At 69.2% G+C, this 23,052-nt stretch carries 19 protein-coding genes; 8 read left to right on the top strand and 11 right to left on the bottom strand.

What is annotated here, in order from left to right:
• Positions 1–5 precede the first annotated feature (5 nt).
• Both EHF44_RS02460 and EHF44_RS02455 read left to right on the top strand, forming a co-directional pair.
• Complete coding sequence (locus tag EHF44_RS02460) at positions 6–884, top strand: dimethylarginine dimethylaminohydrolase family protein (protein WP_124682267.1); 879 nt, start codon at positions 6–8, stop codon at positions 882–884.
• Positions 885–897: 13 nt separating this feature from the next.
• Positions 898–2,001 carry an ornithine cyclodeaminase gene (locus EHF44_RS02455; RefSeq protein WP_124682266.1) on the top strand — a complete coding sequence of 368 codons (1,104 nt, stop codon included), beginning with the start codon at positions 898–900 and terminating at the stop codon, positions 1,999–2,001.
• 68 nt (positions 2,002–2,069) lie between these two features.
• Here the strand turns inward: EHF44_RS02455 and EHF44_RS02450 are convergent, their stop codons facing one another.
• From EHF44_RS02450 to EHF44_RS02430, 5 genes are all read right to left on the bottom strand, one after another.
• Positions 2,070–2,669, bottom strand: coding sequence for a helix-turn-helix domain-containing protein (locus EHF44_RS02450; RefSeq protein WP_124682265.1), 600 nt, complete (start codon positions 2,667–2,669; stop codon positions 2,070–2,072).
• A gap of 520 nt (positions 2,670–3,189) precedes the next feature.
• Positions 3,190–4,557: a sigma-54-dependent transcriptional regulator gene (locus EHF44_RS02445; protein WP_124682264.1), complete on the bottom strand. Its 1,368-nt coding sequence runs from the start codon at positions 4,555–4,557 to the stop codon at positions 3,190–3,192.
• Positions 4,547–6,445 carry a sensor histidine kinase gene (locus EHF44_RS02440; protein WP_124682263.1) on the bottom strand — a complete coding sequence of 633 codons (1,899 nt, stop codon included), beginning with the start codon at positions 6,443–6,445 and terminating at the stop codon, positions 4,547–4,549. Before EHF44_RS02440 ends, EHF44_RS02445 begins: the two co-directional genes overlap by 11 nt.
• Before the next feature lie 249 nt (positions 6,446–6,694).
• Positions 6,695–7,999, bottom strand: coding sequence for a dicarboxylate/amino acid:cation symporter (locus EHF44_RS02435; protein WP_124682262.1), 1,305 nt, complete (start codon positions 7,997–7,999; stop codon positions 6,695–6,697).
• Between the two features lie 332 nt (positions 8,000–8,331).
• Positions 8,332–11,700 carry a diguanylate cyclase gene (locus EHF44_RS02430; RefSeq protein ID WP_124682261.1) on the bottom strand — a complete coding sequence of 1,123 codons (3,369 nt, stop codon included), beginning with the start codon at positions 11,698–11,700 and terminating at the stop codon, positions 8,332–8,334.
• Between the two features lie 317 nt (positions 11,701–12,017).
• Here EHF44_RS02430 and EHF44_RS02425 point away from each other — a divergent pair, with 317 nt between their 5' ends.
• The 3 genes from EHF44_RS02425 to EHF44_RS02415 all read left to right on the top strand — a co-directional run bounded on the left by EHF44_RS02425 (position 12,018) and on the right by EHF44_RS02415 (position 15,788).
• Positions 12,018–12,896 carry a c-type cytochrome gene (locus EHF44_RS02425; protein WP_124682260.1) on the top strand — a complete coding sequence of 293 codons (879 nt, stop codon included), beginning with the start codon at positions 12,018–12,020 and terminating at the stop codon, positions 12,894–12,896.
• 164 nt (positions 12,897–13,060) lie between these two features.
• The gene (locus tag EHF44_RS02420; protein WP_124682259.1) at positions 13,061–13,528 is read left to right on the top strand and encodes a (2Fe-2S)-binding protein; all 468 of its coding nucleotides are present in this window, start codon (positions 13,061–13,063) and stop codon (positions 13,526–13,528) included.
• Positions 13,529–13,538: 10 nt separating this feature from the next.
• Positions 13,539–15,788, top strand: a complete 2,250-nt coding sequence (locus tag EHF44_RS02415) for a xanthine dehydrogenase family protein molybdopterin-binding subunit (protein ID WP_124682258.1) — start codon at positions 13,539–13,541, stop codon at positions 15,786–15,788.
• Between the two features lie 195 nt (positions 15,789–15,983).
• Here EHF44_RS02415 and EHF44_RS02410 read toward each other — a convergent pair whose 3' ends face one another.
• Positions 15,984–16,208 (bottom strand): zf-HC2 domain-containing protein, encoded by a 225-nt coding sequence (locus tag EHF44_RS02410; RefSeq protein ID WP_124682257.1) that lies wholly within the window; start codon positions 16,206–16,208, stop codon positions 15,984–15,986.
• On the bottom strand, positions 16,205–16,675 hold the full coding sequence (locus tag EHF44_RS02405; protein WP_124682256.1) for a sigma factor-like helix-turn-helix DNA-binding protein: 471 nt from the start codon (positions 16,673–16,675) through the stop codon (positions 16,205–16,207). Before EHF44_RS02405 ends, EHF44_RS02410 begins: the two co-directional genes overlap by 4 nt.
• A 175-nt stretch (positions 16,676–16,850) precedes the next feature.
• Here EHF44_RS02405 and EHF44_RS02400 point away from each other — a divergent pair, with 175 nt between their 5' ends.
• From EHF44_RS02400 to groL, 3 genes are all read left to right on the top strand, one after another.
• Positions 16,851–17,135, top strand: coding sequence for an ArsR family transcriptional regulator (locus EHF44_RS02400; RefSeq protein ID WP_124682255.1), 285 nt, complete (start codon positions 16,851–16,853; stop codon positions 17,133–17,135).
• A 220-nt stretch (positions 17,136–17,355) separates the two neighbouring features.
• Positions 17,356–17,646, top strand: coding sequence for a co-chaperone GroES (groES, locus tag EHF44_RS02395; RefSeq protein ID WP_008644494.1), 291 nt, complete (start codon positions 17,356–17,358; stop codon positions 17,644–17,646).
• Between the two features lie 89 nt (positions 17,647–17,735).
• Positions 17,736–19,379, top strand: coding sequence for a chaperonin GroEL (groL, locus tag EHF44_RS02390; protein ID WP_124682254.1), 1,644 nt, complete (start codon positions 17,736–17,738; stop codon positions 19,377–19,379).
• 236 nt (positions 19,380–19,615) lie between these two features.
• On the opposite strand, the gene EHF44_RS02385 is transcribed toward groL, so the two are convergent.
• The 4 genes from EHF44_RS02385 to EHF44_RS02370 all read right to left on the bottom strand — a co-directional run bounded on the left by EHF44_RS02385 (position 19,616) and on the right by EHF44_RS02370 (position 23,044).
• Positions 19,616–20,404 carry a metallophosphoesterase gene (locus tag EHF44_RS02385; protein ID WP_124682253.1) on the bottom strand — a complete coding sequence of 263 codons (789 nt, stop codon included), beginning with the start codon at positions 20,402–20,404 and terminating at the stop codon, positions 19,616–19,618.
• Positions 20,405–20,602: 198 nt separating this feature from the next.
• The gene (locus EHF44_RS02380) at positions 20,603–21,625 is read right to left on the bottom strand and encodes a TadG family pilus assembly protein (protein ID WP_124682252.1); all 1,023 of its coding nucleotides are present in this window, start codon (positions 21,623–21,625) and stop codon (positions 20,603–20,605) included.
• Between the two features lie 14 nt (positions 21,626–21,639).
• Positions 21,640–22,083 carry a TadE/TadG family type IV pilus assembly protein gene (locus EHF44_RS02375; RefSeq protein WP_124682251.1) on the bottom strand — a complete coding sequence of 148 codons (444 nt, stop codon included), beginning with the start codon at positions 22,081–22,083 and terminating at the stop codon, positions 21,640–21,642.
• Positions 22,084–22,102: 19 nt separating this feature from the next.
• A complete protein-coding gene (locus EHF44_RS02370; RefSeq protein WP_124682250.1) occupies positions 22,103–23,044 on the bottom strand; it encodes a type II secretion system F family protein in 942 nt (313 codons plus the stop codon).
• Positions 23,045–23,052 lie beyond the last annotated feature (8 nt).

Genomic DNA, 23,052 nt, shown 5'->3' with positions numbered 1-23,052 from the left:
CTGCCGTGCTCGACCGTCCGACCATCCTGCTGGTTGCCCCTACGTTCTACGACGTTTCCTACGCCATCAATCCGTGGATGGACCCCGCGGCATGGGCCCGCGACCCCAGCGGCATGCACCGCCGCGCGCTGGCCGCGTTCAATGCGCTGCGCGACGCGCTGGACCGCGCCGGGTTTGCCGTCGAAGTGGCCGACGGCGCGCCGGGCCAGCCCGACATGGTGTTCCCGGCCAACGCGGCCGTGGTGCTCGACGGCAAGGCCGTGCTGGCGCGCTTTCGGCATCCGCAGCGGCGCGGCGAGGAACAGCCGTTCGCGGCGATCTTCGCGCAGCTCCGCGAACGCGGCCTGATCGATACGGTGGAACGGCTGCCCGAGGGCTGCTACCAGGAAGGCGCGGGCGACTGTATCTGGGATGCGCGGCGCGGCCATTTCTGGGCCGGCTTCGGCCCGCGCTCGTCGCACGAGGCGGCCAGCGCGATGGCGCGCCAGTTTGGCCAGGAAGTGGTGGCGCTGGAACTGGCCACCGAGCAGAGCTATCACCTCGATGTCTGCTTCTGCCCGCTGTCCGGCGGCGAGGTGCTGTACTACCCGCCGGCGTTCACCGACGCCGCGCTCGGTGCGTTGCGCGCCCGCGTGCCGGTGGCGCAGCGCATCGAGGCCACCGAGGACGACCTGCGCCACTTCAGCGTCAACGCGGTCAATCTGGACGACCACGTGGTGATGACGCGCACCACATCGCATTTGCGCCATGAACTGGGCCGGCGCGGCTATCGGCTGCATGAGGTGGACCTGTCGCCGTACATGATGTCGGGCGGCGGCGCCTATTGCATGACGCTGCGGCTGGACCGCGCCAGCACGCCCGTGCGGCGCGCCGCGGCAGCCTGAGGGGAGGGGCGCCATGACTTCGACGAACGCCGCCGTGAAGCACGCCTCGCCCGGCGCGCGCCGCACGCGCTTCCTGGATGCGGGTGACGTGGCCGGGCTGGTGCGCGGCATCGGCGTGCGGCAGGCCATCGTGGCCGTGGCCGATTGCGTCTGCGAGGACTTCCTGCGCTGGGCCGACTTCGAAAAATCGGCGCGGCTGGCCAGCCATTCGCCCGTGGGGGTGATCGAGCTGATGCCCGTCAGCGACGGCCACCACTTCGCGTTCAAGTACGTCAACGGCCATCCCCGTAACGCGCGGCTGGCGCTGCCGACGGTCATGGCCTGCGGGATGCTGGCCGAGGTGCGCACCGGCTTTCCGCTGCTGCTGGCCGACCTGACGCTGGCCACAGCGCTGCGCACGGCGGCCACGTCGGCGCTGGCCGCGCAGGCGATGGCGCGCGGCGGGGCGCACACCATGGCGCTGATCGGCAACGGCGCCCAGGCCGAATTCCAGGCGCTGGCGTTTCATGCGATGGCTGGCATCACCACGATCCACGCGTTCGACATCGACCCGGCCGCCACCGCGCGGCTCATGCACAACCTTGCGGACGTGCCGGGGCTGGCCATCGTGCCGGCGCGGTCGGTGCGCGAGGCGCTGGCCGGGGCCGACATCGTCACCACGGTCACGGCCGACAAGACGCGCGCCACGATCCTCACGCCGGACATGGTCCGGCCCGGCATGCACCTGAACGCGGTAGGCGGCGACTGCCCGGGCAAGACCGAACTGCACGTCGATATCCTGCGGCAGGCGCGCATCGTGGTCGAGTACGCGCCGCAGTCGCGCATCGAGGGCGAGATCCAGCAATGGCCCGAGGCCCCGGTCAGTGAGCTCTGGGAAGTGCTGGCCGGCCGGGCGCCGGGGCGCGCCAGCGCCGACGAGGTGACGGTGTTCGATTCGGTCGGCTTTGCGCTGGAAGACTACGCGGCGCTGCGCTGGCTGCACGCGGCCGCACAGGCGCACCACGCCGGCCGCGACGTCGAGCTGGTGGCTATGCCGCCCGACCCGCGTGACCTGTATGGGTGGATGATAGGGTCACCCGCCGAGGCGGTGGTGCAGGTCGAGGCCGCCCCGACCTGATGCCTCACCCCAAAAAAAACGGCCCGGACAAGTGCCGGGCCGTTCCAATATCAGACATTAACGAAACATTAAGCGCCGCCGCGTCCCATCATCAACTGGGCGCGCAGGAAGCCCTTGATCTCCTCCAGCGATGGCGTCTTCAGGAACACCATGATCCCCCACTGCTGCAGGGCATCGGCCACGCCGTCGTAGGCCTGGCGGTTGGTAATCACCGCAAAGATCACGCGCTGGCGGGCAAAGAAGTTCTGCAGCTTCTCGATCGTGGCCGATTCGGCGTCGTTGAGTTCCTCCACGTAGTACAGCACCACGCGGGGGCGGGCGTCGACCGACGTGATGACGGTGTCCACCACGTCTTCCAGCACCTGCGTCTTCAGCGGCAGGGACCACTTGCCCAGTTGCGCGCTGATGCGCTGTGCCTCGGTATGGTTGGGATGGAAGACCACGAGGTCGAGGTTGTGCTCGACGGCGGTGTCCGGGATGGCGCGGTCAGCCAGCAGCCGGTGCACGGTCTCCTTGTGGATGCGACGGTGGCCGCCATTGGTCTTCCACGCGCCAAGTTCGCCGCGTTCCACCATTTTCTGCACGGTGCCGAGCGATACGTTGAGCAGTTTTGCCGCGGTTCGCGTGCTGTAGTATGGCTTTTCAGCCAGTTCTGGATCCAGTTTCATCCAATCACCCGTAGTGTCGTTCAGCAGCACAGCACGACTGGCGTACTGCACGGGCGTCCTCGGACACGCCACGTCGGTCATTGACCGGGCTGCTGTTTTTCCTGACCCTGATGCTTGCGACCCGCTCCCCGGCCGGTCTTTGTTGCTTTGTTGTGCGTTGACGTAGCAACGGCTTCAGGTTGCCGTGCCCGCTTGCTGCTTCCGGCTCGGCGGGCCTCCCACAGACTCCCCGCTTGCCGAATGCCAATAGTATGGCTTCAAGATGATTCGTTGCCAGAGGGAAAGCAATGATTGGCGTCACACTTTTGTTGTTTAACGAACATCGATGCGATTCGGTAGACAACGGGCGCCCTCTGTCCGACTTGTTCCATGACGCCCGACATGAATGCCGCCCGCGTCTCGTACCCGATCACAGACCCTGCGCCTCGCGTGCCGGTTCCCGCGTCATATACATTTGACACATTTGCATGCGGGGTATTGCACTTGCACACGTGGCGCGTGCCCATCATCACTCCGCAGATCACCCCGCCGCCAGGCCGTACTTGCGCACCTTGTCGAACAGCGTGGTCTTGGCCACGCCCAGTGCCTCGGCCGCGCGCGTGAGGCTGCCGGCGTGGCGGCGCAGCGCATCGGCCACCAGCGCGCGCTCGAACTGCTCCACGGCCTGCGCCAGCGGCAGCGCGGCCGGTGCCGTGACGCCGTTGGCGGGATCGCACCCCAGCCCCAGCACGTGGCGCTCGGCCACGTTGCGCAGCTCGCGCACGTTGCCGGGCCACGGGTAGGCCACCAGCGACGCCATTTCCGCGGACGAGGCCGGCAGCGCCTCGCGCTCGAACCGCAGCGCGGCCTGCGCCACGAAGTGTTCGAACAGCAGCGGCACGTCCTCGCGGCGCTCGCGCAGCGGCGGCAGCTCCAGCGTGACCACGTTGAGCCGGTAGTACAGGTCGGCGCGGAACTGGCCCGCGTCGGCCAGCGCGCGCAGGTCGGCCTTGGTGGCCGCCACCACGCGCGTGTTGACCGGCACTGGCTGGTTGGACCCCAGCCGTTCCACCACGCGCTCCTGCAGCACGCGCAGCAGCTTGATCTGCATCGGCATCGGCATGCTCTCGATCTCGTCCAGGAACAGCGTGCCGCCTTCCGCATGCTCGATCTTGCCGATGCGGCGCTTGGCCGCGCCCGTGAACGCGCCGGCCTCGTGGCCGAAGATTTCCGATTCGAACAACTGCTCGGGCAGGCCGCCGCAGTTGATCGGCACGAAATGCCGCGCGCGCCGGCCGCTGGCCTCGTGCAGGCAGCGCGCCACCAGTTCCTTGCCGGTGCCGGTCTCGCCGTGGATCAGCACGTTGGCGGCGGTGTCGCCAATGCCGGCAATCATCTGGCGCAGTCGCTCGATGGCCGGCGAATGGCCGATCAGCCGCGCCGCCAGCCCCTCGCGCCCCGCCAGGCGGGCACGCAGTTCCGCCACTTCCAGCGCCAGCCGGCGCTTGTCCAGCGCGCGGCGGCACGTGGCCACCAGCCGCTCGGGCGAGAACGGTTTCTCCAGGAAATCGTAGGCGCCCTGCTTCATCGCTTGCACCGCCAGCGTGACGTCGCCATGGCCGGTGATCATGATCACCGGCAGCGCCGCGTCGCGCGTGCCCAGCTCGCGCAAGAGCGCCATGCCGTCGGCGCCGGGCAGGTGAATGTCGCTGACCACGATGCCCGCAAAGCCGGCCTGCACCGTGCGCAGCGCGGCCTCGGCGCTGGCGACGGCGAGCGTGGCGATGCCTTCGAGCCGCAGCGCCTGTTCGCAGCCCAGCCGCACGTCGGCGTCGTCCTCGACGATCAGCACCGTCAGCGGGGCCGGCGTGCCGGCGGCGTCCAGCGTGTCGATCGGTTCAGCCGACATGGCGGCGCTCCTCGCGTGCGTGCGGCAGCGCCACCGTGAAGCAGGCGCCGCCGTCGGGATGATTGCTGGCGGTCAGCGCGCCGCCGTTCTCGCTCAGGATGCCGGCCGACAGCGTCAGCCCCAGCCCCAGACCCTCGCCAGCCGGCTTGGTCGTGAAGAACGGCTCGAACAGTTTGGCGAACGCCGCCTCGGACAGTCCCGGGCCGTTGTCGCGCACGGTCAGGTGGACCATGCCGCCCGACGCATACGCATGCAGCCACAGCGCCGGGCTGGCGCTGTCCTTCATCGCGTCCAGCGCGTTGCCGATCAGGTTCACCAGCACCTGCTCCAGCCGGTTCGGGTCGCAGGCCACGGCCAGGTGCGGGTCGATGTCGCGCTCGATGCGCGGCGCCACGGCCGCCACGCGCGTTTCCAGCAGGAACAGCGCGTTGTCCACGGCCTCGACCAGCCGGGCCGACTGGCGCTGCGCCGGCGCCGGGTTGCGCGCGAACGACTTCAGCGCGCCGGTAATGCGGCCCATGCGCTCGACCAGGCTGATGATCCGTTCAAGGTTGCCCTGCGCGGTGGCGTAGTCGCCGTGCGCGATGAACTTGCCCGCGTTGCCGGACAGCGTGCGCAGCGCGGCCAGCGGCTGGTTCAGTTCGTGCGCGATGCCGGCCGACATCTGGCCCACCGCGGCGAGCTTGCCGGCCTGCAGCAGCCCGTCCTGCGCCTGGCGCAGGTTGGCCTCCGTGCGGATGCGTTCGGCCACTTCGGCCTGCAGTTGCTGGTTGGTGGCGGAAAGATCGGCGGTGCGCTCGGCCACCTTGCGTTCCAGTTCGCTGTTGGCGGCCTCCAGCGCGGCGCGCGCGGCCAGCCGTTCGCCGATGATCCGCCGCCGCACGTTCCACGCGGCGCCCAGCAGCAGCACGAAGGCGGTGAGCACGCCGGCCAGCGCGGCACTGTTCAGCGCCGCCACGCGCGCCTGCGACGTATTGGTCAGCAGCGTCAGGTCCCAGTCGGTGCCTGGCAGCGCCAGGTGCTGGGCCAGCATCGGCGGACCCTGGCGCAGCCGCACCAGCGCGTCGCCGCCCTGCGCGGGGCCGTTGGCCAGCGGCCGCACGGTGGTCAGCGCCAGTTGCGGCAGCGGCGCGCGGTTGTACTGCAGGCTGCGGTCCAGCCGGCTGCGCTGGTCGCTGCTGAGCGGCCGCAGCGCGGCCAGCTTCCACGACGGGTCGGACGCCAGGATCACCACGCCGTTCTCGTCGGCCAGCAGCATCTGGCTGTCGTTGCCCTGCCAGCGGTTTTCCAGCGGCTCCAGGCCGATCTTGACCACGGCCACGCCCACCGGGCGGTCGCGGTCGCCCAGCGGCGCCGACAGGTAGTAGCCCGATTCGCTGCGCGTGGTGCCCACGCCGTAGAAGCGGCCAAGCTGGCCCTCGATGGCGGCGCGGAAGTAGGGCCGGAAGCTCAGGTCCTCGCCCAGGTAGCTGTCCGGGCGCTGGTAGTTGCTGGTGGCCAGCACCTTGCCGCGGGCGTCGAGCAGGTAGATGACCCGCGTGCCGGCGCGGCCGTTCAGCGCGGCCAGGTAGGCGTTGGCATCGGCTACGCGCGTGGCGGACGCCGGCTGGCGCAGCAGCGCGTCGATGCGGGCGTCCAGCGACAGCAGGCTCGGCACGTAGTCGTAGCGCGCCAGTTCGCTCTCCAGCGCCTGCGCGTACAGGCGCATCTGCACCTGGCCGCGCTCAGCCTGGCGGGCCAGCGCGGCGTCGTAGGTGTAGCGGTAGCCCAGCCAGCCGGCCACCGCCACCAGCACGGCCAGCATCAGCAGGGCGATGAGGGGCGCGGCGCGGCGCCACGCGGACGTGGCCGGAGACGCCTGGAGACCGTCGGAGGGGGACAAAATCATGCGGATTCGGGAATGCGGAGGCTGCGAGGTGGCGTATCAGGCAGTTCGCGTGGTCGAAATTGCCATCGCGGGCCGCCGACGCCATCGGCAAGGCGACGTTTTACCACAGCCGCGCCTGCGGCCACCCCAAACCGGGCCCGCCGGCTCCCCCGTTCGGGTGGTGCGGTGCGCGGCCCGTCCGCGCGCGCCAGACGCAAAAAGGCCCGGCAGCCTGATCGGCAGCCGGGCCCTTGGCACGCCTGGGTCAGCTTACTTGCTGGCCATGGCCTGAACGGGTGTCAGGCCGGTATCGGCGGCCGAGGTGTCATCCTCGTCCGCCAGCTCCGGCGCGCCAATCGCGTTCTCGCTTTTGGCGACAACGGTCGTGGCAATGGCATTGCCCAGGACATTGGTCACGGTGCGGCCCATGTCCAGGACGTGGTCGATGCCCAGCACCAGCAGGATGCCGGCCTCGGGCAGGCCGAACATCGGCAGCACGGCGGCCACCACCACCAGCGATGCGCGCGGCACGCCGGCAATGCCCTTGCTGGTCACCAGCAGCACCAGCAGCATCGTGATCTGCTGCGACAGCGACAGCTCGATGCCGTACACCTGCGCCACGAACAGCGCGGCGAACGACGTGTACATGATCGACCCGTCCAGGTTGAACGAGTAGCCCAGCGGCAGCACGAAATTGGTGATGCGGCTCTTGACGCCAAAGCGGCTCAACTGGTCGATCACCTTCGGGTAGGCCGATTCGCTGCTGGCTGTGGCAAAGCCGATCATCAGCGGCGCGCGCAGCTGGCGGATCAGCTTGAAGATGTCGCGGCCCAGGAAGTAGTAGCCCCCGGCGATCAGCGCGATCCACAGCAGCGCCAGCGCGGCATACACGCTGCCCAGCAGCTTGGCGTAGACCACCAGCACGCCCAGGCCCTGCGACGTGATCACGGCCGCCACGGCGCCGAACACGCCCACCGGGGCGAACGCCATCACGTAGTTGGTCACCTTGAGCATGATGTGGCCCAGGCCGTCGATGCCGGCCAGCACGGGCTTGCCCACGCCGTCCTTGAGCGTGCCCAGCGCAAAGCCGAAGAACAGCGAGAACACCACGATCTGCAGCACCTCGTTGGTGGCCATGGCCTCGACGAAGCTCTTCGGGAACATGTGAGCCACGAAGTCGCGCAGGTTCAGCGCGCCGGTCTTCAGGTTCGACGCGGCGTCGGCGGCCGGCAGCGGCAGGTTCATGCCGTGGCCCGGGGCCAGCAGGTTGGCCATCGCCAGGCCCAGCAGCAGCGACGTGATGGACGCCGCCATGAACCACGCCATCGCCTTCAGGCCGATCCGGCCAACGGTCTTGCCGTCGCCCATGCTGGCAATGCCGGACACCAACGTGGCGAACACCAGCGGGCCGATGATCATCTTGATCATCCGCAGGAACACGTCGGTCAGGATCGACAGCTTGTCGGCAATCGCCTTCGCGGCGGCCGCGTCCGGCGCCATGTTGTGCGCGGCCGTGCCGGCCAGCACGCCAAGCAGCATCGCTACGAAGATCAGGGTTGGCAGTCGTTTTGTCATCGTGGGTTCTTCCTCCTTTGTCCTGTACGCGCACCGGGCGTCACTTATGGCAACGTCCCGGCGGCCTTGCCTATGGGGCGGCGCCATGTGTGCACGTCCCGTGCCAGCCTGTTCGCGCCTGGATACAGGTGTAAGGCCGTGAATACAAAGGGATTTTCTGGGGTGCGGCGGACGGGGTGTTCGGGAAGCCGAACCGGGGCGGGGAAGGGGTGTTCGGGAATCCGAACGGGCGGGGAGGGCCGGGTAATGGGGCAGGCGCTTGGGCTTCCGTCGGTTTGCTCCCCCCTCCCGCGTTGCGGCAGAGCGGAGCAACCCCCGGCGGGGCCGACGAACTAGGCCTCCGCGCTCTCGCAGGTATCCAGGAATGCCTCCAGCGGCATCGGCTTGCCGATGGCGTAGCCCTGGGCGTAGTCCACGCCGATGGCGCGCAGCGTGTGCAGCGTGCCTTCGTCTTCCACCCATTCGGCCACGGTGCGCACGCCCAGGCGGTGGCCGATGTCGTTGATCGAGCTGACGATCTCGCGGTCCACGGCGTTGCGGGCCAGGTTGCGGATGAAGCTGCCGTCGATCTTGAGGTAGTCAACCGGAAACTGCTTCAGGTACGAGAACGACGACAGCCCGGAGCCGAAGTCGTCCAGCGCCACGGTGCAGCCGGCGCTGCGCATGTCGGCCACCACGCGGGCGGCGGCGGTCATGTTGTTGATCAGCGCCGTCTCGGTGATTTCCAGGCGGATGCGGCTGGCCGGCAGCGCCGAGTCTTCCAGCGCGGCGTGCAGGAACGGCAGCAGGAACGGCTCGCCCAGCGAGTTGGCCGACAGGTTGATCGACACCGACAGCCCCGGCACGCCGGCCAGCCGGGTGCCGTACTGCTGCAGCACGTTGCGGATCACCCAGCGGTCGATGTGGCCCATCAGGTCGTAGCGCTCGGCGGCCGGGATGAACGCGCCGGGCATGATCAGCGTGCCCTGCTCGTCGACCATGCGCACCAGGATCTCCACGTGGCGCGAGTCGTCCTGGCCCGGGCGCAGCGAGCGGATTTCCTGCGCGTAGAGCCGGAAGCGGTTGGCTTCCAGCGCCGAATGGATGCCGGCGGCCACTTCCAGCTCGCGGTGGTGGCGCCGGGCGTCGCTCTCGTCGCGGCGATAGACCGACACGCGGTTGCGGCCGGCCGCCTTGGCGGCGTAGCAGGCCACGTCGGCGCGGCTCATCAGTTCACTCACGGGCGGCACGTCGGCGTCGATGGCCGCGATGCCGATGCTGGCGCCCACGTCGTAGACGCGGCCGTCCCACGGAAAGCGGCGCTCGCGCACGGCGTCGATGACCTTCTGGCAGACCTGCTCGGCGTGGTCGACGCTGCAGTCCTTGAGCAGCAGCGCGAATTCGTCGCCGCCCAGCCGCGCCAGCAGGTCGTCGGGCCGTACCTGGTGGCGGATCACGTAGCCCAGCTCGCGCAGCAGCACGTCGCCGGCGCCGTGGCCGGCCGTGTCGTTGACGATCTTGAAGCGGTCCAGGTCGATAAAGCAGAGCGCCGCGCGATGGCCCTGCGCGCGCGCCTGCTCGCACGACTCGCGCAGCCGCTTCTCGAACCAGGCGCGGTTGGGCAGGCCGGTCAGCGCGTCGTGCGTGGCCGAGTGGGCCAGTTCGCGCTGCAGCGCGCGCGACGTGGTGATGTCCTGGAACACCAGCACCGCGCCCAGCACGCTGCCGTCGTTGGCCAGCACCGGCGCGGCCGAATCCTGCACGTCGTGGCGCTCGCCGGTCAGGCTCTGCAGCACGGCGCCTTCCTGCAGGTAGGCCGGGCGCAGCGTTTCCAGGCACTGCTCCACCGGGCTCGGGATGGTCAGGTCGGTATCCTCGTCGACGATGCGGAACACCTGTTCCAGCGGCTGGCCCATCGCGGCGTCCATGCTCCAGCCGGTCAGCTGCTCGGCGATCGGGTTCATGAACGTCACGCGCATGACGCGGTCCGTGCAGATCACGGCGTCGCCGATGGAGCGCAGCGTGATGTGCAGCCGCTCCTTTTCCTCGAACAGCGCGCGGTGCAGGCTGCGCTGCTCGGTGATGTCCCAGTTGGTGCCCACCAGCGCGCGCGTGGTGTCGTCCTCGTGGCGCGAGATGGTGGCCATGGCGCGCACGTGGCGGATCTCGCCCGTGGGCCGCACCACGCGGTATTCGGTGTCAAAGCGCCGCACGCCGCGGATGGCCTGGCGCATCTCGGTGCTCACGCGGCTCACGTCTTCGGGGTGGACCATAGCGATCCACTGCGCCAGCGTGGGCGGGCCCAGCTCCGGCGGGGTGCCGTGCAGCGCGTGCATACGGGTGTCCCAGGTGATGGCCGCCTGCGAGAAATCCCATTCCCAGATGCCCACGCCACCGGCTTCCACGGCAAGCTGGGTGCGGCGCGTGAGCTGTTCGAGCTGTTCCTGCGCCAGCTTGCGGGCGTGGATGTCTTCCACCTGGGCGATGAAGTGGTTGGGGCGGCCCGTATCGTCGTCGCGGTCCAGCGACACGGCCAGCAGCGTCCAGCGGTAGTGGCCGTCCTTGTGCCGGTAGCGCTTTTCCATCCGGTACGAATCGATCTCGCCGGCCAGCAGCTGCTCCACCTTGCGCAGGTCGGCGGCCAGGTCGTCGGGGTGGGTCATGAGCTGGAACGGCAGGTCGCGCAGTTCGTCGGCGGTGTAGCCAAGCTGGTCGGTCAGCGCGTGGTTGACCACGAGCCAGCGGCCGTCCATGCCCACCAGCGCCATGCCGATGGCCGAGTGCTCCAGCGCCTGCCGGAAGCGCCGCTCGCTGCTGCGCAGTTCCAGCCGGCCCTTGCGGTTCTGTTCGGTCATGAACGCGATGCAGACCGGAAAGACCATCACCAGCGCGCCCGACAGCGGCACCGACCGCGACGCCAGGAATTCCATGCCCGACACCAGCCCGATGCATTCGGCGGCCACGGCGGCCAGCAGCGTCAGCAGCGCCGTGGCAAACGGGTTGCTGGCCAGCGCGACGATCACCAGCGGCAGCGACATCACCACGAACGGGTCGTGCCCGGCCTGCAGCGCGCCGGCGCCAATGGCCACGCACAGCGTGTAGAGCCCGGCCAGCCGCGCCAGCATCGGCCGCTGGCGGGTGGCGCGCACGCGCTCGCGCGAGATCGACACCATCAGCGGCAACAGCAGCACCATGCCGATGGCGCCCGCGTTCCACCAGTTCCACCAGACCTTGGGGAACGCCGTGCCGTACTGCGCCGAGATCACCCAGGCGCCCAGCAGGCCGCTCAGCGCCGGGCCCACCGTGGACGCGATGCCCAGCGTCAGCGCGAACGTGGCCAGCTGGCCCGAGCGCGCCATCGCATGGTGGCCGACCATGCTGCGCACCAGCAGCGCCGAACCGGCCAGCTCGGCAAGGTTGGCGATGGACAGCAGCAGCGCGGCGCCCGGCGGGTGGCCGGCGCCCAGCATGTCCGCCGCGATGTTGGCGGCCAGCATGACCCCCAGCAGCGCGGGGGCCTCGCGGCGGGGGCGGTGCAGCAGCAGGCCCAGGCCGAACGCGTTGGCCGTCCACACGGCGGCGGCGTGACCGGGGATGCGGGCCAGCCACAGGCCGACCAGGGCCAGGACGAAGTAACCCGCCGCCGCCAGCAGCAGCGGGCGCCCGCGGCCGGTAGCCGGGGGCGGGGAGGGTAGGACGGGTGCGGCCGTGTCAGGCGTCATCTGTTTCGGGATTCCCTTGGCGCGTGGAGCGCCGAATGCCATGCCGGCGCGGATGCGATGGCCGCACCGTGCCCAGCGTGGGTGGCACTTTAGTCGCGCCAGGCGGAATCCGACCGGGGAGATAGGGGCGACTGCATGGCTCTGTTGGGGCTGGCGCCGGGCGCGGCAATCTGGTATGGGAACGCGGTGGGCCGCGCTGCAAGTGGCCGGGCGGCCCCAGGTTCTGTACGATCGCGCACGGAAGGCAGGGCGCCGGGCCGATTCAATCGGGCGGCGCGGTTTGCGCATCCTGGTTCGACGCTCCCCGGAGGGCACTCATGGACGTCAGGCGATTCTTCCGCATTGCCAGCTCGGCGCTGGCCGCCTTCATCATCTTCGTGGTGCTGGCCGTGGGCAGTACGTACTGGTGGGGCGGGCGCAAGCTCGTGCGCAAAGTGGACGTGGCGGTGCAGCCGGTGCCGATACCGACCGACGCGGGCGCCATCGCCCATGGCCGCTATCTCTATGAGTCGCGCGGCTGCGCCGACTGCCACGGCGCCCGGGGCACGGGCAAGCAGGTGTTCGACGAGGCCAACGGCTTCCGGGTGTTCGCTCCGGACCTGACCCGCGCCAATCCGGACATGGCGGCCTACCAGCCGGCTGACTGGGACCGCGCCATCCGGCACGGCGTGGCGCCGTCGGGCCGGCCGCTGCTGGTGATGCCCAGCGAGGACTACAACCGGCTGTCCAACGACGACTTTGCCGCGCTGGTGGCCTATGTCCAGAGCCTGCCGCCCGGCCCGGGCCGGCGCGGCGAGGTGCATTTCCCGTGGTACCTGCAGGGCATGTACGGCGCGGGCGTGATCCAGGACGCGGCGCAGAAGATCGACCACACCCTGCCGCCGGCCGCGCCGGTGGCCGCAGCGGTGACCACCCAGTACGGCGCCTACGTGGCCAATTCGTGCAAGGGCTGCCACGGCGCGGACCTGCGCGGCGGCCATATCCCCGGCGCGCCGCCGGACTGGCCCTCGGCGGCCAACCTGCAGCCGGGCGGCGCCATGAAGGCGTACCCGCAGGCCGGCCAGTTCGTGACCATGATGCGCACCGGCAAGCGGCCCGATGGCACCGACGTCAGCCGCGTGATGCCGTTCAGCGCTTTCGCCAAGATGAACGACACCGACCTGCAGGCGCTCTATCTGTTCCTCACCCAGAAATAATCCCCCTCCTGGTGCGCGCGGCCCGTGTGAGCGCGGCTGCGCAAAGGTTTCAGATTTCTACTATGCTCCCCGGGTTCGCCGGGTGGCCAGGGACCGTTTGCCGCCATCAGCCCGGCGTGACACGCGAACAATCAATGGGCCAAGCACCCAAGGAGTCCCCCAACATGACCACCCTCACCCTCAACGGCAAGACCGTGGAGGTGGACGCCGATCCGTCCACGCCACTGCTGTGGGCCTTGCGCGACAACCTCGGCATGACCGGTACCAAGTTCGGCTGCGGCATGGCCGCGTGCGGCGCCTGCACGGTCCACATCAACGGCACCGCCACGCGGAGCTGCGTGATGCCGATCTCGGCCACGGCCGGCAGCAAGATCGACACGATCGAGAACATGGGCAACGACAAGGTCGGCAAGGCTGTGCTCGCGGCCTGGCTCAAGCATGACGTGGCGCAGTGCGGCTACTGCCAGAACGGGCAGGTCATGAGCGCCGTGGGGCTGCTGCGCAGCAAGCCGCGGCCGACCGATGCCGACATCGACCAGGCCATGGCCGGCAACGTCTGCCGCTGCGGCACCTATCAACGGATCCGCGCGGCCATCCACGATGCCGCGCGCACCATCGCCGTCAAGGCTTGAGGGGGCTGTCATGCGAATTCGAGGCATCGAGGCCCTGGCGGGCGGCAGCGGCGCGCCCGTGGCACAAGCAGACGCACCGGGCACATTGAGCCGGCGCGGGTTCCTGAAGCTGTCCGGCCTGGCCGGCGGCGGGTTTGCGCTGGGCATTGCCGGCGTGGACGCCGCGCAGGCGCAGCAGGCCGCCCGGCCGGCGTCGCCGCCGCAGGCGTTCCTGACCATCGCGCCGGACAACACGGTGACCATCGCCGTGAACCGGCTGGAATTCGGCCAGGGCGTGCAGACGGCGCTGCCGATGGCGCTGGCCGAGGAGCTGGACGTCGACTGGAAGAACGTGCGCGCGATCCTGGCGCCGGCCGGCGACGCGTACAAGGACCCGGCGTTCGGCATCCAGATGACCGGCGGCTCCACGGCGCTGAACCACTCGTTCGAGCAGTACCGCGAACTGGGCGCGCGGGCGCGTGCCATGCTGATCGCGGCGGCGGCGCGCCAGTGGGAAGTGGATCCGGCAAGCTGCAGCGCGTCGATGGGCGTGGTCACGTCGGGCAGCCACCGCGCCACCTATGGCGAACTGGCGCAGGCGGCGATGAGCCAGCCGGTGCCGGCGCAGGTGCGGCTCAAGGACCCGGCCCAGTTCCGCATCGTCGGCAAGCCCACGCCGCGGCTGGACGCCGCGTCGAAGCTGCACGGCGACCCGGTGTTCGGCATGGACGTCCAGCTGAAGGGCATGGCCGTGGCCGTGGTGGCCCGTCCGCCGCGCTTTGGCGGCAAGGTCAAGTCGTTCAATGCCGACAAGGCCCGCCAGGTGAAGGGCGTGGCCGAGGTGATGCAGGTGGACGTGGATCGCGGCGGCTCCGGCGTGGCCGTGGTGGCCAACGGCTACTGGCCGGCCAAGACCGCGCGCGAGGCGCTGGAGATCGTCTGGGAAGACACCGGTTCCACGGTCAGCACGGCCGCGCTGTTCGACCAGTACAGCAAGCTGGCCGCCCAGCCCGGCATCGTCGCCCGGCCGCTCGAAGGCGGCAGCATCGACACGGCGCTGTCGGGCGCGGCAAAGGTGATCGAGGCCGAGTACCGCGTGCCGTACCTGGCCCACGCGCCAATGGAGCCGCTGAACTGCACGCTGCAGCCCGAGGTGTCGGGCGGCAAGGTGTCGGCCGTCAAGGTGTGGGTGGGCTCGCAGTTCCAGACCATCGACCAGGCCGCCATCGCGCGTACGCTGCAGCTGGCGCCCGAGAAGGTCACGCTGAACACGATGATGGCCGGCGGCGGGTTTGGCCGCCGCGCGGTGCCCACCGCCGACTACCTGGTGGAAGCGGCCAACGTGCTGCGCGCCTGGGTGGCCAAGGGCCATACCGGGCCGCTCAAGGTGATCTGGAGCCGCGAGGACGACATCAAGGGCGGCTACTACCGTCCGCTGCACGTGCATCGCGCGCGCATCGGCGTGGACGCCCAGGGCAAGGTGGTGGGCTGGCAGCACACCATCGTCGGCCAGTCGATCATCAGCGGCACGCCGTTCGAGCCGATGATGGTCAAGAACGGCGTGGACGCCACGATGACCGAAGGCATCGTCGAGAACGACTACGACCTGCCGCTGCAACTGCACGTGCACCATCCCAAGGTGGACGTGCCGGTGCTCTGGTGGCGCTCTGTCGGCAATACGCACACCGCGTTCGTCAAGGAGACGCTGGCCGACGAGATGGCGGTGGCGGCAAAGCAGGACCCGGTGGCCTGGCGCCTGGCACGGCTCGACGAGAAGAAGCACGCGCGCCACCGCGCCGCGCTGCAACTGGCCGTCGACAAGTCGGGCTACGGCAGGAAGAAGCTGCCCAGGGGCCATGCCTGGGGCGTGGCCGTGCACGAGTCGTTCGGCTCGGTGGTGGCGTACGTGGTGGACGTGTCGGTGGTGAAGGGCGAGCCGCGCGTGCATCGCGTGACGGCCGGCGTGCACGCCAACCGCGTGGTCAACCCGCTGACCGCCGAGGCGCAGATCCAGGGCGGCTGCGTGTTCGGGCTGTCGATGACCCGGCCGGGCTTTGCCATCGAGATGGAAAACGGCGTGGTCAAGAACAGCAACTTCCCCGACTACCCGCCGCCGCGCATGCCCGACGCACCGGTCGTCGACGTGTTCTTCGTGCCGTCCAACGACAACCCCACCGGGCTGGGCGAACCGGGCACGCCAACCATCGCCCCGGCCGTGGCCAACGCGCTGTTCCGCCTGACGGGCAAGCGCCAGCGGCAGTTGCCGTTTGTGGTGGGTTGAGCCGTGCTGGCTGAAAGCTAGCGCCCGCCTCCGGGTTGCTCCCCTCTCCCGCCTGCGGGAGAGGGGCCGGGGGAGAGGGCAAGGCGGTTCCGGTTGCCGATATCGCGTCTTGAACGGCCGGCCCTCTCCCCTAACCCCTCTCCCGCGCGCGGGAGAGGGGAATCGTTGGCGCCATGCCTCGGCGACGACCGCCCCTCACCCCTCCCCAACCATCCCCATGATCCGCTCCCGCAGCGCTGCCGGCGCCGTGTAGTACGTCGCGCCGCGCCGGACCGCGGTGTGGACGGCCTGCAGCTGGGCCAGCGCGGCCAGGCAGGTGTCGCAATCCTCCAGGTGCCGCTCCAGCCGGACGCTGTCCGCGCCGCCCACTTCGCCGTCGGCCGTGGCTTCCAGCAGGGTCATCGCTTCCTTGCAGTTCATGCTGCCTCCTTGCCGAGCATGGCCACCGTGGTTGCCAGCATCTGCCGGGCGGCCTCCAGCCGGGTCATGACCGTGGCCGGGGCGATGCCGGCGATCTGGGCGATGTCGCGGTAGTGCAGCGCCTCCACGTCGCGCAGCACCAGCATTTCCCGATAGCCGACGGGCAACCGGGCCAGCGCGGCGTCGATGCTGGCGATGTCGCCCGCCGGCCACGTGGCGCGGCGGTCGGGCGGGGCGGGCAGGGTGTCAGGCGATGCCGGGGCGTCCTGCGACCAGGTGCGGCGCACGATCGCCAGCAGCCAGGCGCGGGCATCGCCCGGTGGCAGGCTGTCGGCCAGGGGCCGGGCGGCCAGCACGGCGGCCTCGGTGACGCGCGCGGCGTCGGCGTCGCTGCCGCACAGCCAGCGCGCATAGTTATAGGCGGCATCCAGATGGGGCAGCACCCGGGTGTCGAACGGGGAGCGCATGCGGGGTCCCTCCGTGGGGCCGGGGGGTCCGGCCGACTCGCAGATTCTATGCCGCGTGCCGCGCCGTGCGATGCTAGGGTTTTCTCGCGCCGGGTCGTGCGGCAGCGCACGGCCGTTTCAGCGTACGATGGCCGCTGGCATGATCGGCCAGCCCCATCTCTATCAGGCGGACACCATGGAAACGCAGGAAAGCACCCTGACCCTCGCACTGCTGACGGTGCCGGCCCGTGCCGCCATCTGCCGCGCGCTGCTGGAGGCAGGCGACGACGGCCTGCCGGCCGTGGTGCTGGCCAAGGCATCGGGCGTCACGCTGCGCCGCGCGGCCCATCATTTCCAGGAAATGGTGCAGGCCGAGGTGCTGGCGCTGGCCATCCGCGACCGTGAGGTCTGCTACGTGCTCAAGGCCCGCCGGGCCGTGCGCGAGGCGCTGGACTACGTGGACCGCAGCGGCCTGAACTAGCCCCTTTCCCCTTGCCGGCCCAGGGCTCCCGCCATCGCCCTTCGGGAAAACCCCCATTCAGCCCTCGTCTTGAAATCGAAATACCCCGTCCCTATAATTAGCACTCGCTGGGGGAGAGTGCTAACAACCTGTTAGCATCCCCTGCGGTACCAACCCCCTGGCCGTTGCCGACAACGGCCATTTGTGATTAGAAACTCACTTTTTGTATCTAGGAGTCCGTATGAACCTGCGTCCTCTGCACGACCGTGTGATCGTGAAGCGTCTGGACAACGAAACCAAGACCGCGTCCGGCATCGTGATTCCCGACAATGCAGCCGAAAAGCCGGACCAAGGCGAAGTGCTCGCCATCGGCCCGGGCAAGAAGGATGACAAGGGCAACAACATTGCCCTCGACGTGAAGGTGGGCGACCGCGTGCTGTTCGGCAAGTATGCCGGCCAGGGCGTGAAGGTGGATGGCCAGGAACTGCTGGTCATGCGCGAAGAAGACATCATGGCCGTCGTCAACAAGTAAGACGACCCGCCTGACCGCAACACACCAGATTCCCTGACCGTCCCCACCATGACCGCGGGACGGTCATCCCAGATTCGGAGATTGAGAACATGGCAGCAAAAGACGTAGTGTTCGGCGACGCCGCACGTGCCAAGATGGTCGAAGGCGTGAACATCCTCGCCAACGCAGTCAAGGTGACCCTGGGCCCGAAGGGCCGCAACGTGGTACTGGAGCGCAGCTTCGGCGGCCCGACCGTGACCAAGGACGGTGTGTCCGTGGCCAAGGAAATCGAGCTGAAGGACAAGCTGCAGAACATGGGCGCCCAGATGGTCAAGGAAGTGGCTTCCAAGACCAGCGACAACGCCGGTGACGGTACCACCACCGCAACCGTGCTGGCCCAGTCGATCGTCCGCGAAGGCATGAAGTTCGTGGCCGCCGGCATGAACCCGATGGACCTGAAGCGCGGTATCGACAAGGCCGTGGCCTCGGCCGTGGAAGAGCTGAAGAAGCTGAGCAAGCCGACCACGACCAGCAAGGAAATCGCCCAGGTTGGCGCCATCTCGGCCAACAGCGACGCCTCGATCGGCGAGCGCATTGCCGAAGCCATGGACAAGGTCGGCAAGGAAGGCGTGATCACCGTGGAAGACGGCAAGTCGCTGGCCGACGAGCTGGAAGTCGTGGAAGGCATGCAGTTCGACCGCGGCTACCTGTCGCCGTACTTCATCAACAACCCGGAAAAGCAGGTTGTTGCCCTGGACAACCCGTTTGTCCTGCTGTTCGACAAGAAGGTCAGCAACATCCGCGACCTGCTGCCGGTGCTGGAGCAAGTGGCCAAGGCCGGCCGCCCGCTGCTGATCATCGCTGAAGACGTGGAAGGCGAAGCCCTGGCCACGCTGGTGGTGAACAACATCCGTGGCATCCTGAAGACCGCCGCCGTCAAGGCTCCGGGCTTCGGCGACCGCCGCAAGGCCATGCTGGAAGACATCGCCATCCTGACGGGCGGCACGGTGATCGCCGAGGAAGTGGGCCTGACGCTGGAAAAGGCCACGCTGCAGGACCTGGGCCAGGCCAAGCGCATCGAGATCGGCAAGGAAAACACCATCATCATCGACGGCGCCGGCGACGCTTCGGCGATCGAAGGCCGCGTCAAGCAGATCCGCGCCCAGATCGAGGAAGCCACCTCGGACTACGACCGCGAGAAGCTGCAAGAGCGCGTGGCCAAGCTGGCCGGCGGTGTTGCCGTGATCAAGGTTGGCGCTGCCACCGAAGTCGAAATGAAGGAAAAGAAGGCACGCGTGGAAGACGCGCTGCACGCCACCCGCGCTGCCGTGGAAGAGGGTATCGTCCCCGGCGGTGGTGTGGCCCTGCTGCGCGCCCGTGCTGCCATCTCGGGTCTGCAAGGCGACAACGCCGACCAGAACGCCGGTATCAAGATCGTGCTGCGCGCCATGGAAGAGCCGCTGCGCCAGATCGTGCTGAACGCCGGTGAAGAGGCTTCGGTCGTGGTGGCCAAGGTCATCGAAGGCAAGGGTAACTACGGTTACAACGCTGCTTCGGGCGAGTACGGCGACCTGGTGGAAATGGGCGTGCTGGACCCGACCAAGGTGACCCGCACCGCGCTGCAGAACGCCGCTTCGGTGGCGTCGCTGATGCTGACGACCGACTGCGCCGTGGCCGAAACGCCGAAGGAAGAGTCGGCTCCGGCAATGCCGGGCGGCATGGGCGGCATGGGCGGCATGGACGGCATGATGTAAATCGCGCCGGACTGCCAGGCCCGACGGCCTGACTGTCAGGAAACCCCCAAGGGTGCGAGCCCTTGGGGGTTTTTGGTTTTTTGGGAAGTGGTTGGCTCCCCTCTCCCGCAGGCGGGAGAGGGGCCGGGGGAGAGGGCCTGGCGGTTCAAAATGGCAACCGGTCGGCAAGCAGAGCCTCGACGCCCTCTCCCCCAACCCCTCTCCCGCAAGCGGGAGAGGGGAGCAGGAAATGCACGTCAAACCACCACCACCTTCCCCCAGTCGAACACCGGGTTCTCCGGCTGGCTGCGGCGGCGCGAGATGTAGCCGCGCGGGTTGCAGACCACGCGGGTGTCGTCGATCCAGTAGTCGAAGCTCGTGTGGGTGTGGCCGTGGACCCAGAGGTCGGCCTGGGCCACGAGGTCCGGGCGGCGTGACAGGAAGCCGGCGGACACGATGTCGTGGGCGTAGCGCGCGTCGAGGCTGCCCAGGTCGGGGCCGTGGTGGGTGACGACCACGGTCTTGCCGTCGAACGGGCGGGCCAGTTCCTCGGCCAGCCACGCGGTGGCGGCGCGATGGCGGGCCAGCGCGTCGGAGGGGGTGAACGGGCGCGGCTGGCCGTCGTCGCCGGCGGTGGCGATCAGCCGGTGGTCGACCATGACCTTCGCGCAGGCCGCCATGGCCTCGTCGATGCGGTTCTCGCCGTACAGCGCGTAGTCGGTCCACCACGTGGTGCCGATCACGCGCACCGGCCCGCCCTGCGCGCCGCTGAACTCGGCCACCGCGCCGTTGAGCAGCGTCACGTTGCCAGACGCCGCGGCGCCCTCGGCCATCAGCCGGTCGACCGGGTCGAACGCGCTTTCGTAGTACTCGTGGTTGCCGGGCACGTACAGCACGGGCACGTCGAACGTGCGGGCGGCCCAGTCGATGCCGTCGCGCCCGTTGGCGATGTCGCCGGCCAGGATGACGACGTCGGCGTCGCAGCCGGGCACCGCGTCGGGCGTGTTGTGTTCCAGGTGGATGTCGCTGAGGATGCGCAGCTTCATTGGGCCCCCGTGGGGTGGGATGGACTGCGGTCGATTCTTCGAAAAAAAGACGGCCCGGTCAAGACCGGGCCGCTAAAAGGAGCCAAGGGGGACCTCGCCGACCCGTCATGGAAACGTGCCGCGAGGGGCCAATCACGCCTTGGCGAGCGTACGCGCCCCTGGGGAGCGCCTGGATCGGCCATTGGCTCCAAACGGGGGTTACCTGGCCAGCCTTGGTGGAACGTAGGCCCCGTAGTACGGCCCCACGCCCCCGCCGCCGGCCGTCACCTTGACGTTGGGGATGAAGTAGCCCTCGATGTACTTGCCGCTGCCGCCCACCGAGGCCGTGATGTGGAAGCCGGCGAACGCCGTGACCGGCCCCAGCTGCCCCGGCGACAGGTTCGACGTCACCGGCATCACGTAGTCCTGGCCGACGCCAACATAGCCGTAGTTCGACGTCTTGGTGCCGTCCTGCATCCAGATCTGGTCCCCGATCGACACCGGCGCCGGGTTGCCGCCCTCGATCAGGTCGCGCGTGGCCGTGGCGCTGTTGTCGGTCGACGTGAACGTCGTCCACTGGCCCGATTCGCACACGCCGTAGTGGTATGCCGACCCGATCCGGAACACGTACGCCTTGCCGGTGGCCGGGTCGATCTTCGGCAGGTTGGTCGCCTTGTCCCAGTAGTAGTCGTACAGGCACTGGCTCAGCGCCACCGGGAACAGCCCGCCGTTGTTGACTGTGCCCGGCGCGGCGATGACCGCCACGGCCGTGGCCGACGTGCTGGCCGCGGTGCCGCCAAAGACCTGCGCCAGCAGCATCGTGACCGGGCCGCCGTTGTTGCCGGGGCCGCGCGTGATCGTCACCTGCACGGCGGCCACGTCATTGCTGCCGGGCGTGATGGTCTGCGCCTGCAGCCCGGCCGGCGTGCCGGTCAGGTTCCAGTAGCCGGCCTGTACCGTGCCGTTGGCCAGGGTGGTGCCGCCCACCTTGTTCAGCGAGATCGCGTTGGTGCCCTTGGTCACGCCGGCCGACCACTGCGGCGTGGGGTTGGCCGGGTACAGGCCCGCGGCGCCAGCCAGCGCGGCGGCGTCGGCGGCGTTCTGGATCTCGTTGCGCGCCACCACAAGCTGGGCCACGTCGATGGCGACGGCGCCGACGGACAGGATCGAGATCATCAGCATCGGCATCATGATGCCGACGGCGCCGCGCTGGCGGCGGGGATCGGGGCGGTGAAGTCTCATGGCATGCCTCCGGGCTATTCGCACAGCATCGTCGTGGACGCGTTGATCGTCAGCGGCCCCGTGAACGGGCGGATGATCGCCCCCAGCAGCAGGCCGTTGAACGTGTAGGAGACCTGCACCGTCAGCGGGTTGCCGCTCGTGGCGCAGGCGGTGACCGTGCCGGGGTAGGTGCACGTGGCCGCCGCGCCGTAGGTGACCAGCTTGTTCTGGCAGTAATTGGCGGCCACGGCCTTGATCTGCGTGCTGGTCATGGGCGGGGACTTCAGCACCACGCCGGCGCGCGCGGCCTCGCGGCTGGCGTTGGTGATCACGGCCTTGTCGTAGAGGGCGGTGCCGAACTCGATCACGCCGAACACGATGAACATCAGCAGCGGGAAGACAAGGGCGAACTCCACCGCGGCGGTGCCGGCCGCGCGGCGCGGGCGGCGGCAGCGGGAAGGGGCAGGACGTGCGCGCATGATGGTCTCCTCGGAAGGGCTAGTTGTTGGCCACGCTCTGCAGCGCCGCCACGACCTGGATGGCCGCCGGGCCCAGCAGCACCACGAACAGCGACGGGAAGATGCAGAAGATCAGCGGGAACAGGATCTTGGTGCCGATCTTGGCCGCGCGCTCCTCGGCCAGCATGTGGCGCTTGGTGCGGAGCATGTCCGAATGCACGCGCAGCGAATCGGCCACGCTGGTGCCAAAGCGGTCCGACTGGATCAGCATCGCCACCAGCATGCTCACGTCGTCCACGCCGGTGCGGGCGGCCAGGTTGCGCATGGCTTTCTCGCGCGGCAGCCCGGCGCGCAGTTCCAGCGTCAGCAGTTCGTATTCCTCGGCCATGGCCGGCCGCGCGTTGCGCATTTCCTCCACCACGCGCAGGATCGCGGCGTCCAGCCCCAGGCCCGCTTCCACGCAGACCATGATCAGGTCCAGGCTGTCCGGGAACGATTCGAAGATCTCGCGCTGGCGGCGCTTCACCTTCTGGCGCAGCACCACGTCGGGCAGGTAGAAGCCGGTCAGCGCCACCAGGAACAGCAGCACCGGCAGCCGGGCGTGGGCCTCGGCGTCGAGCTGGCCGGACAGCGCGAGCCAGAGCGCCAGCGGCAGCCCGAACGCGAGCACGGTCTTGATCGCGAAGTAGAGCGGGATGGCTTCGGCCTGGCGCCAGCCGGCGTGGATGAAGCGTGTGCGCAGCGCGGAGTTTTCCCAGCCCTCGCGCGGCACCGACAGCCGCGCGAGCGGCTTGGCCAGCCGCTCCACCTGGCGCAGCCATGCGCGGGCGTCGTCGGGCTCGGCCACGCCCGGGGTTTCGCGGCGGATCTGGCTGACGCGCCGGTCCACGGCGCCGGGCCGCAGCAGCACCATCGCCACGCAGGACACGCCGAACACGATGACGAACGTGGCGGCCAGCAGGAGGATCGTGGATGTAGGCATGATGGGCC

Origin of the sequence: Cupriavidus pauculus (assembly GCF_003854935.1) — a bacterium.
In the GTDB taxonomy this organism is placed as follows: Bacteria; Pseudomonadota; Gammaproteobacteria; order Burkholderiales; family Burkholderiaceae; genus Cupriavidus; species Cupriavidus pauculus_C.
The sequence above is the reverse complement of the archived record's forward strand: the minus strand, read 5'-3'. Positions and strand labels throughout refer to the sequence as shown.

Excerpts from the sequence above, each read along its gene's own strand:
- EHF44_RS02455 (WP_124682266.1), top strand. The coding sequence starts at position 898 with ATGACTTCGACGAACGCCGCCGTGAAGCACGCCTCGCCCGGCGCGCGC.
- EHF44_RS02450 (WP_124682265.1), bottom strand. The coding sequence starts at position 2,669 with ATGAAACTGGATCCAGAACTGGCTGAAAAGCCATACTACAGCACGCGA.
- EHF44_RS02445 (WP_124682264.1), bottom strand. The coding sequence starts at position 4,557 with ATGTCGGCTGAACCGATCGACACGCTGGACGCCGCCGGCACGCCGGCC.
- EHF44_RS02440 (WP_124682263.1), bottom strand. The coding sequence starts at position 6,445 with ATGATTTTGTCCCCCTCCGACGGTCTCCAGGCGTCTCCGGCCACGTCC.
- EHF44_RS02435 (WP_124682262.1), bottom strand. The coding sequence starts at position 7,999 with ATGACAAAACGACTGCCAACCCTGATCTTCGTAGCGATGCTGCTTGGC.
- EHF44_RS02430 (WP_124682261.1), bottom strand. The coding sequence starts at position 11,700 with ATGACGCCTGACACGGCCGCACCCGTCCTACCCTCCCCGCCCCCGGCT.
- EHF44_RS02425 (WP_124682260.1), top strand. The coding sequence starts at position 12,018 with ATGGACGTCAGGCGATTCTTCCGCATTGCCAGCTCGGCGCTGGCCGCC.
- EHF44_RS02420 (WP_124682259.1), top strand. The coding sequence starts at position 13,061 with ATGACCACCCTCACCCTCAACGGCAAGACCGTGGAGGTGGACGCCGAT.
- EHF44_RS02415 (WP_124682258.1), top strand. The coding sequence starts at position 13,539 with ATGCGAATTCGAGGCATCGAGGCCCTGGCGGGCGGCAGCGGCGCGCCC.
- EHF44_RS02410 (WP_124682257.1), bottom strand. The coding sequence starts at position 16,208 with ATGAACTGCAAGGAAGCGATGACCCTGCTGGAAGCCACGGCCGACGGC.
- EHF44_RS02405 (WP_124682256.1), bottom strand. The coding sequence starts at position 16,675 with ATGCGCTCCCCGTTCGACACCCGGGTGCTGCCCCATCTGGATGCCGCC.
- EHF44_RS02400 (WP_124682255.1), top strand. The coding sequence starts at position 16,851 with ATGGAAACGCAGGAAAGCACCCTGACCCTCGCACTGCTGACGGTGCCG.
- groES (WP_008644494.1), top strand. The coding sequence starts at position 17,356 with ATGAACCTGCGTCCTCTGCACGACCGTGTGATCGTGAAGCGTCTGGAC.
- groL (WP_124682254.1), top strand. The coding sequence starts at position 17,736 with ATGGCAGCAAAAGACGTAGTGTTCGGCGACGCCGCACGTGCCAAGATG.
- EHF44_RS02385 (WP_124682253.1), bottom strand. The coding sequence starts at position 20,404 with ATGAAGCTGCGCATCCTCAGCGACATCCACCTGGAACACAACACGCCC.
- EHF44_RS02380 (WP_124682252.1), bottom strand. The coding sequence starts at position 21,625 with ATGAGACTTCACCGCCCCGATCCCCGCCGCCAGCGCGGCGCCGTCGGC.
- EHF44_RS02375 (WP_124682251.1), bottom strand. The coding sequence starts at position 22,083 with ATGCGCGCACGTCCTGCCCCTTCCCGCTGCCGCCGCCCGCGCCGCGCG.
- EHF44_RS02370 (WP_124682250.1), bottom strand. The coding sequence starts at position 23,044 with ATGCCTACATCCACGATCCTCCTGCTGGCCGCCACGTTCGTCATCGTG.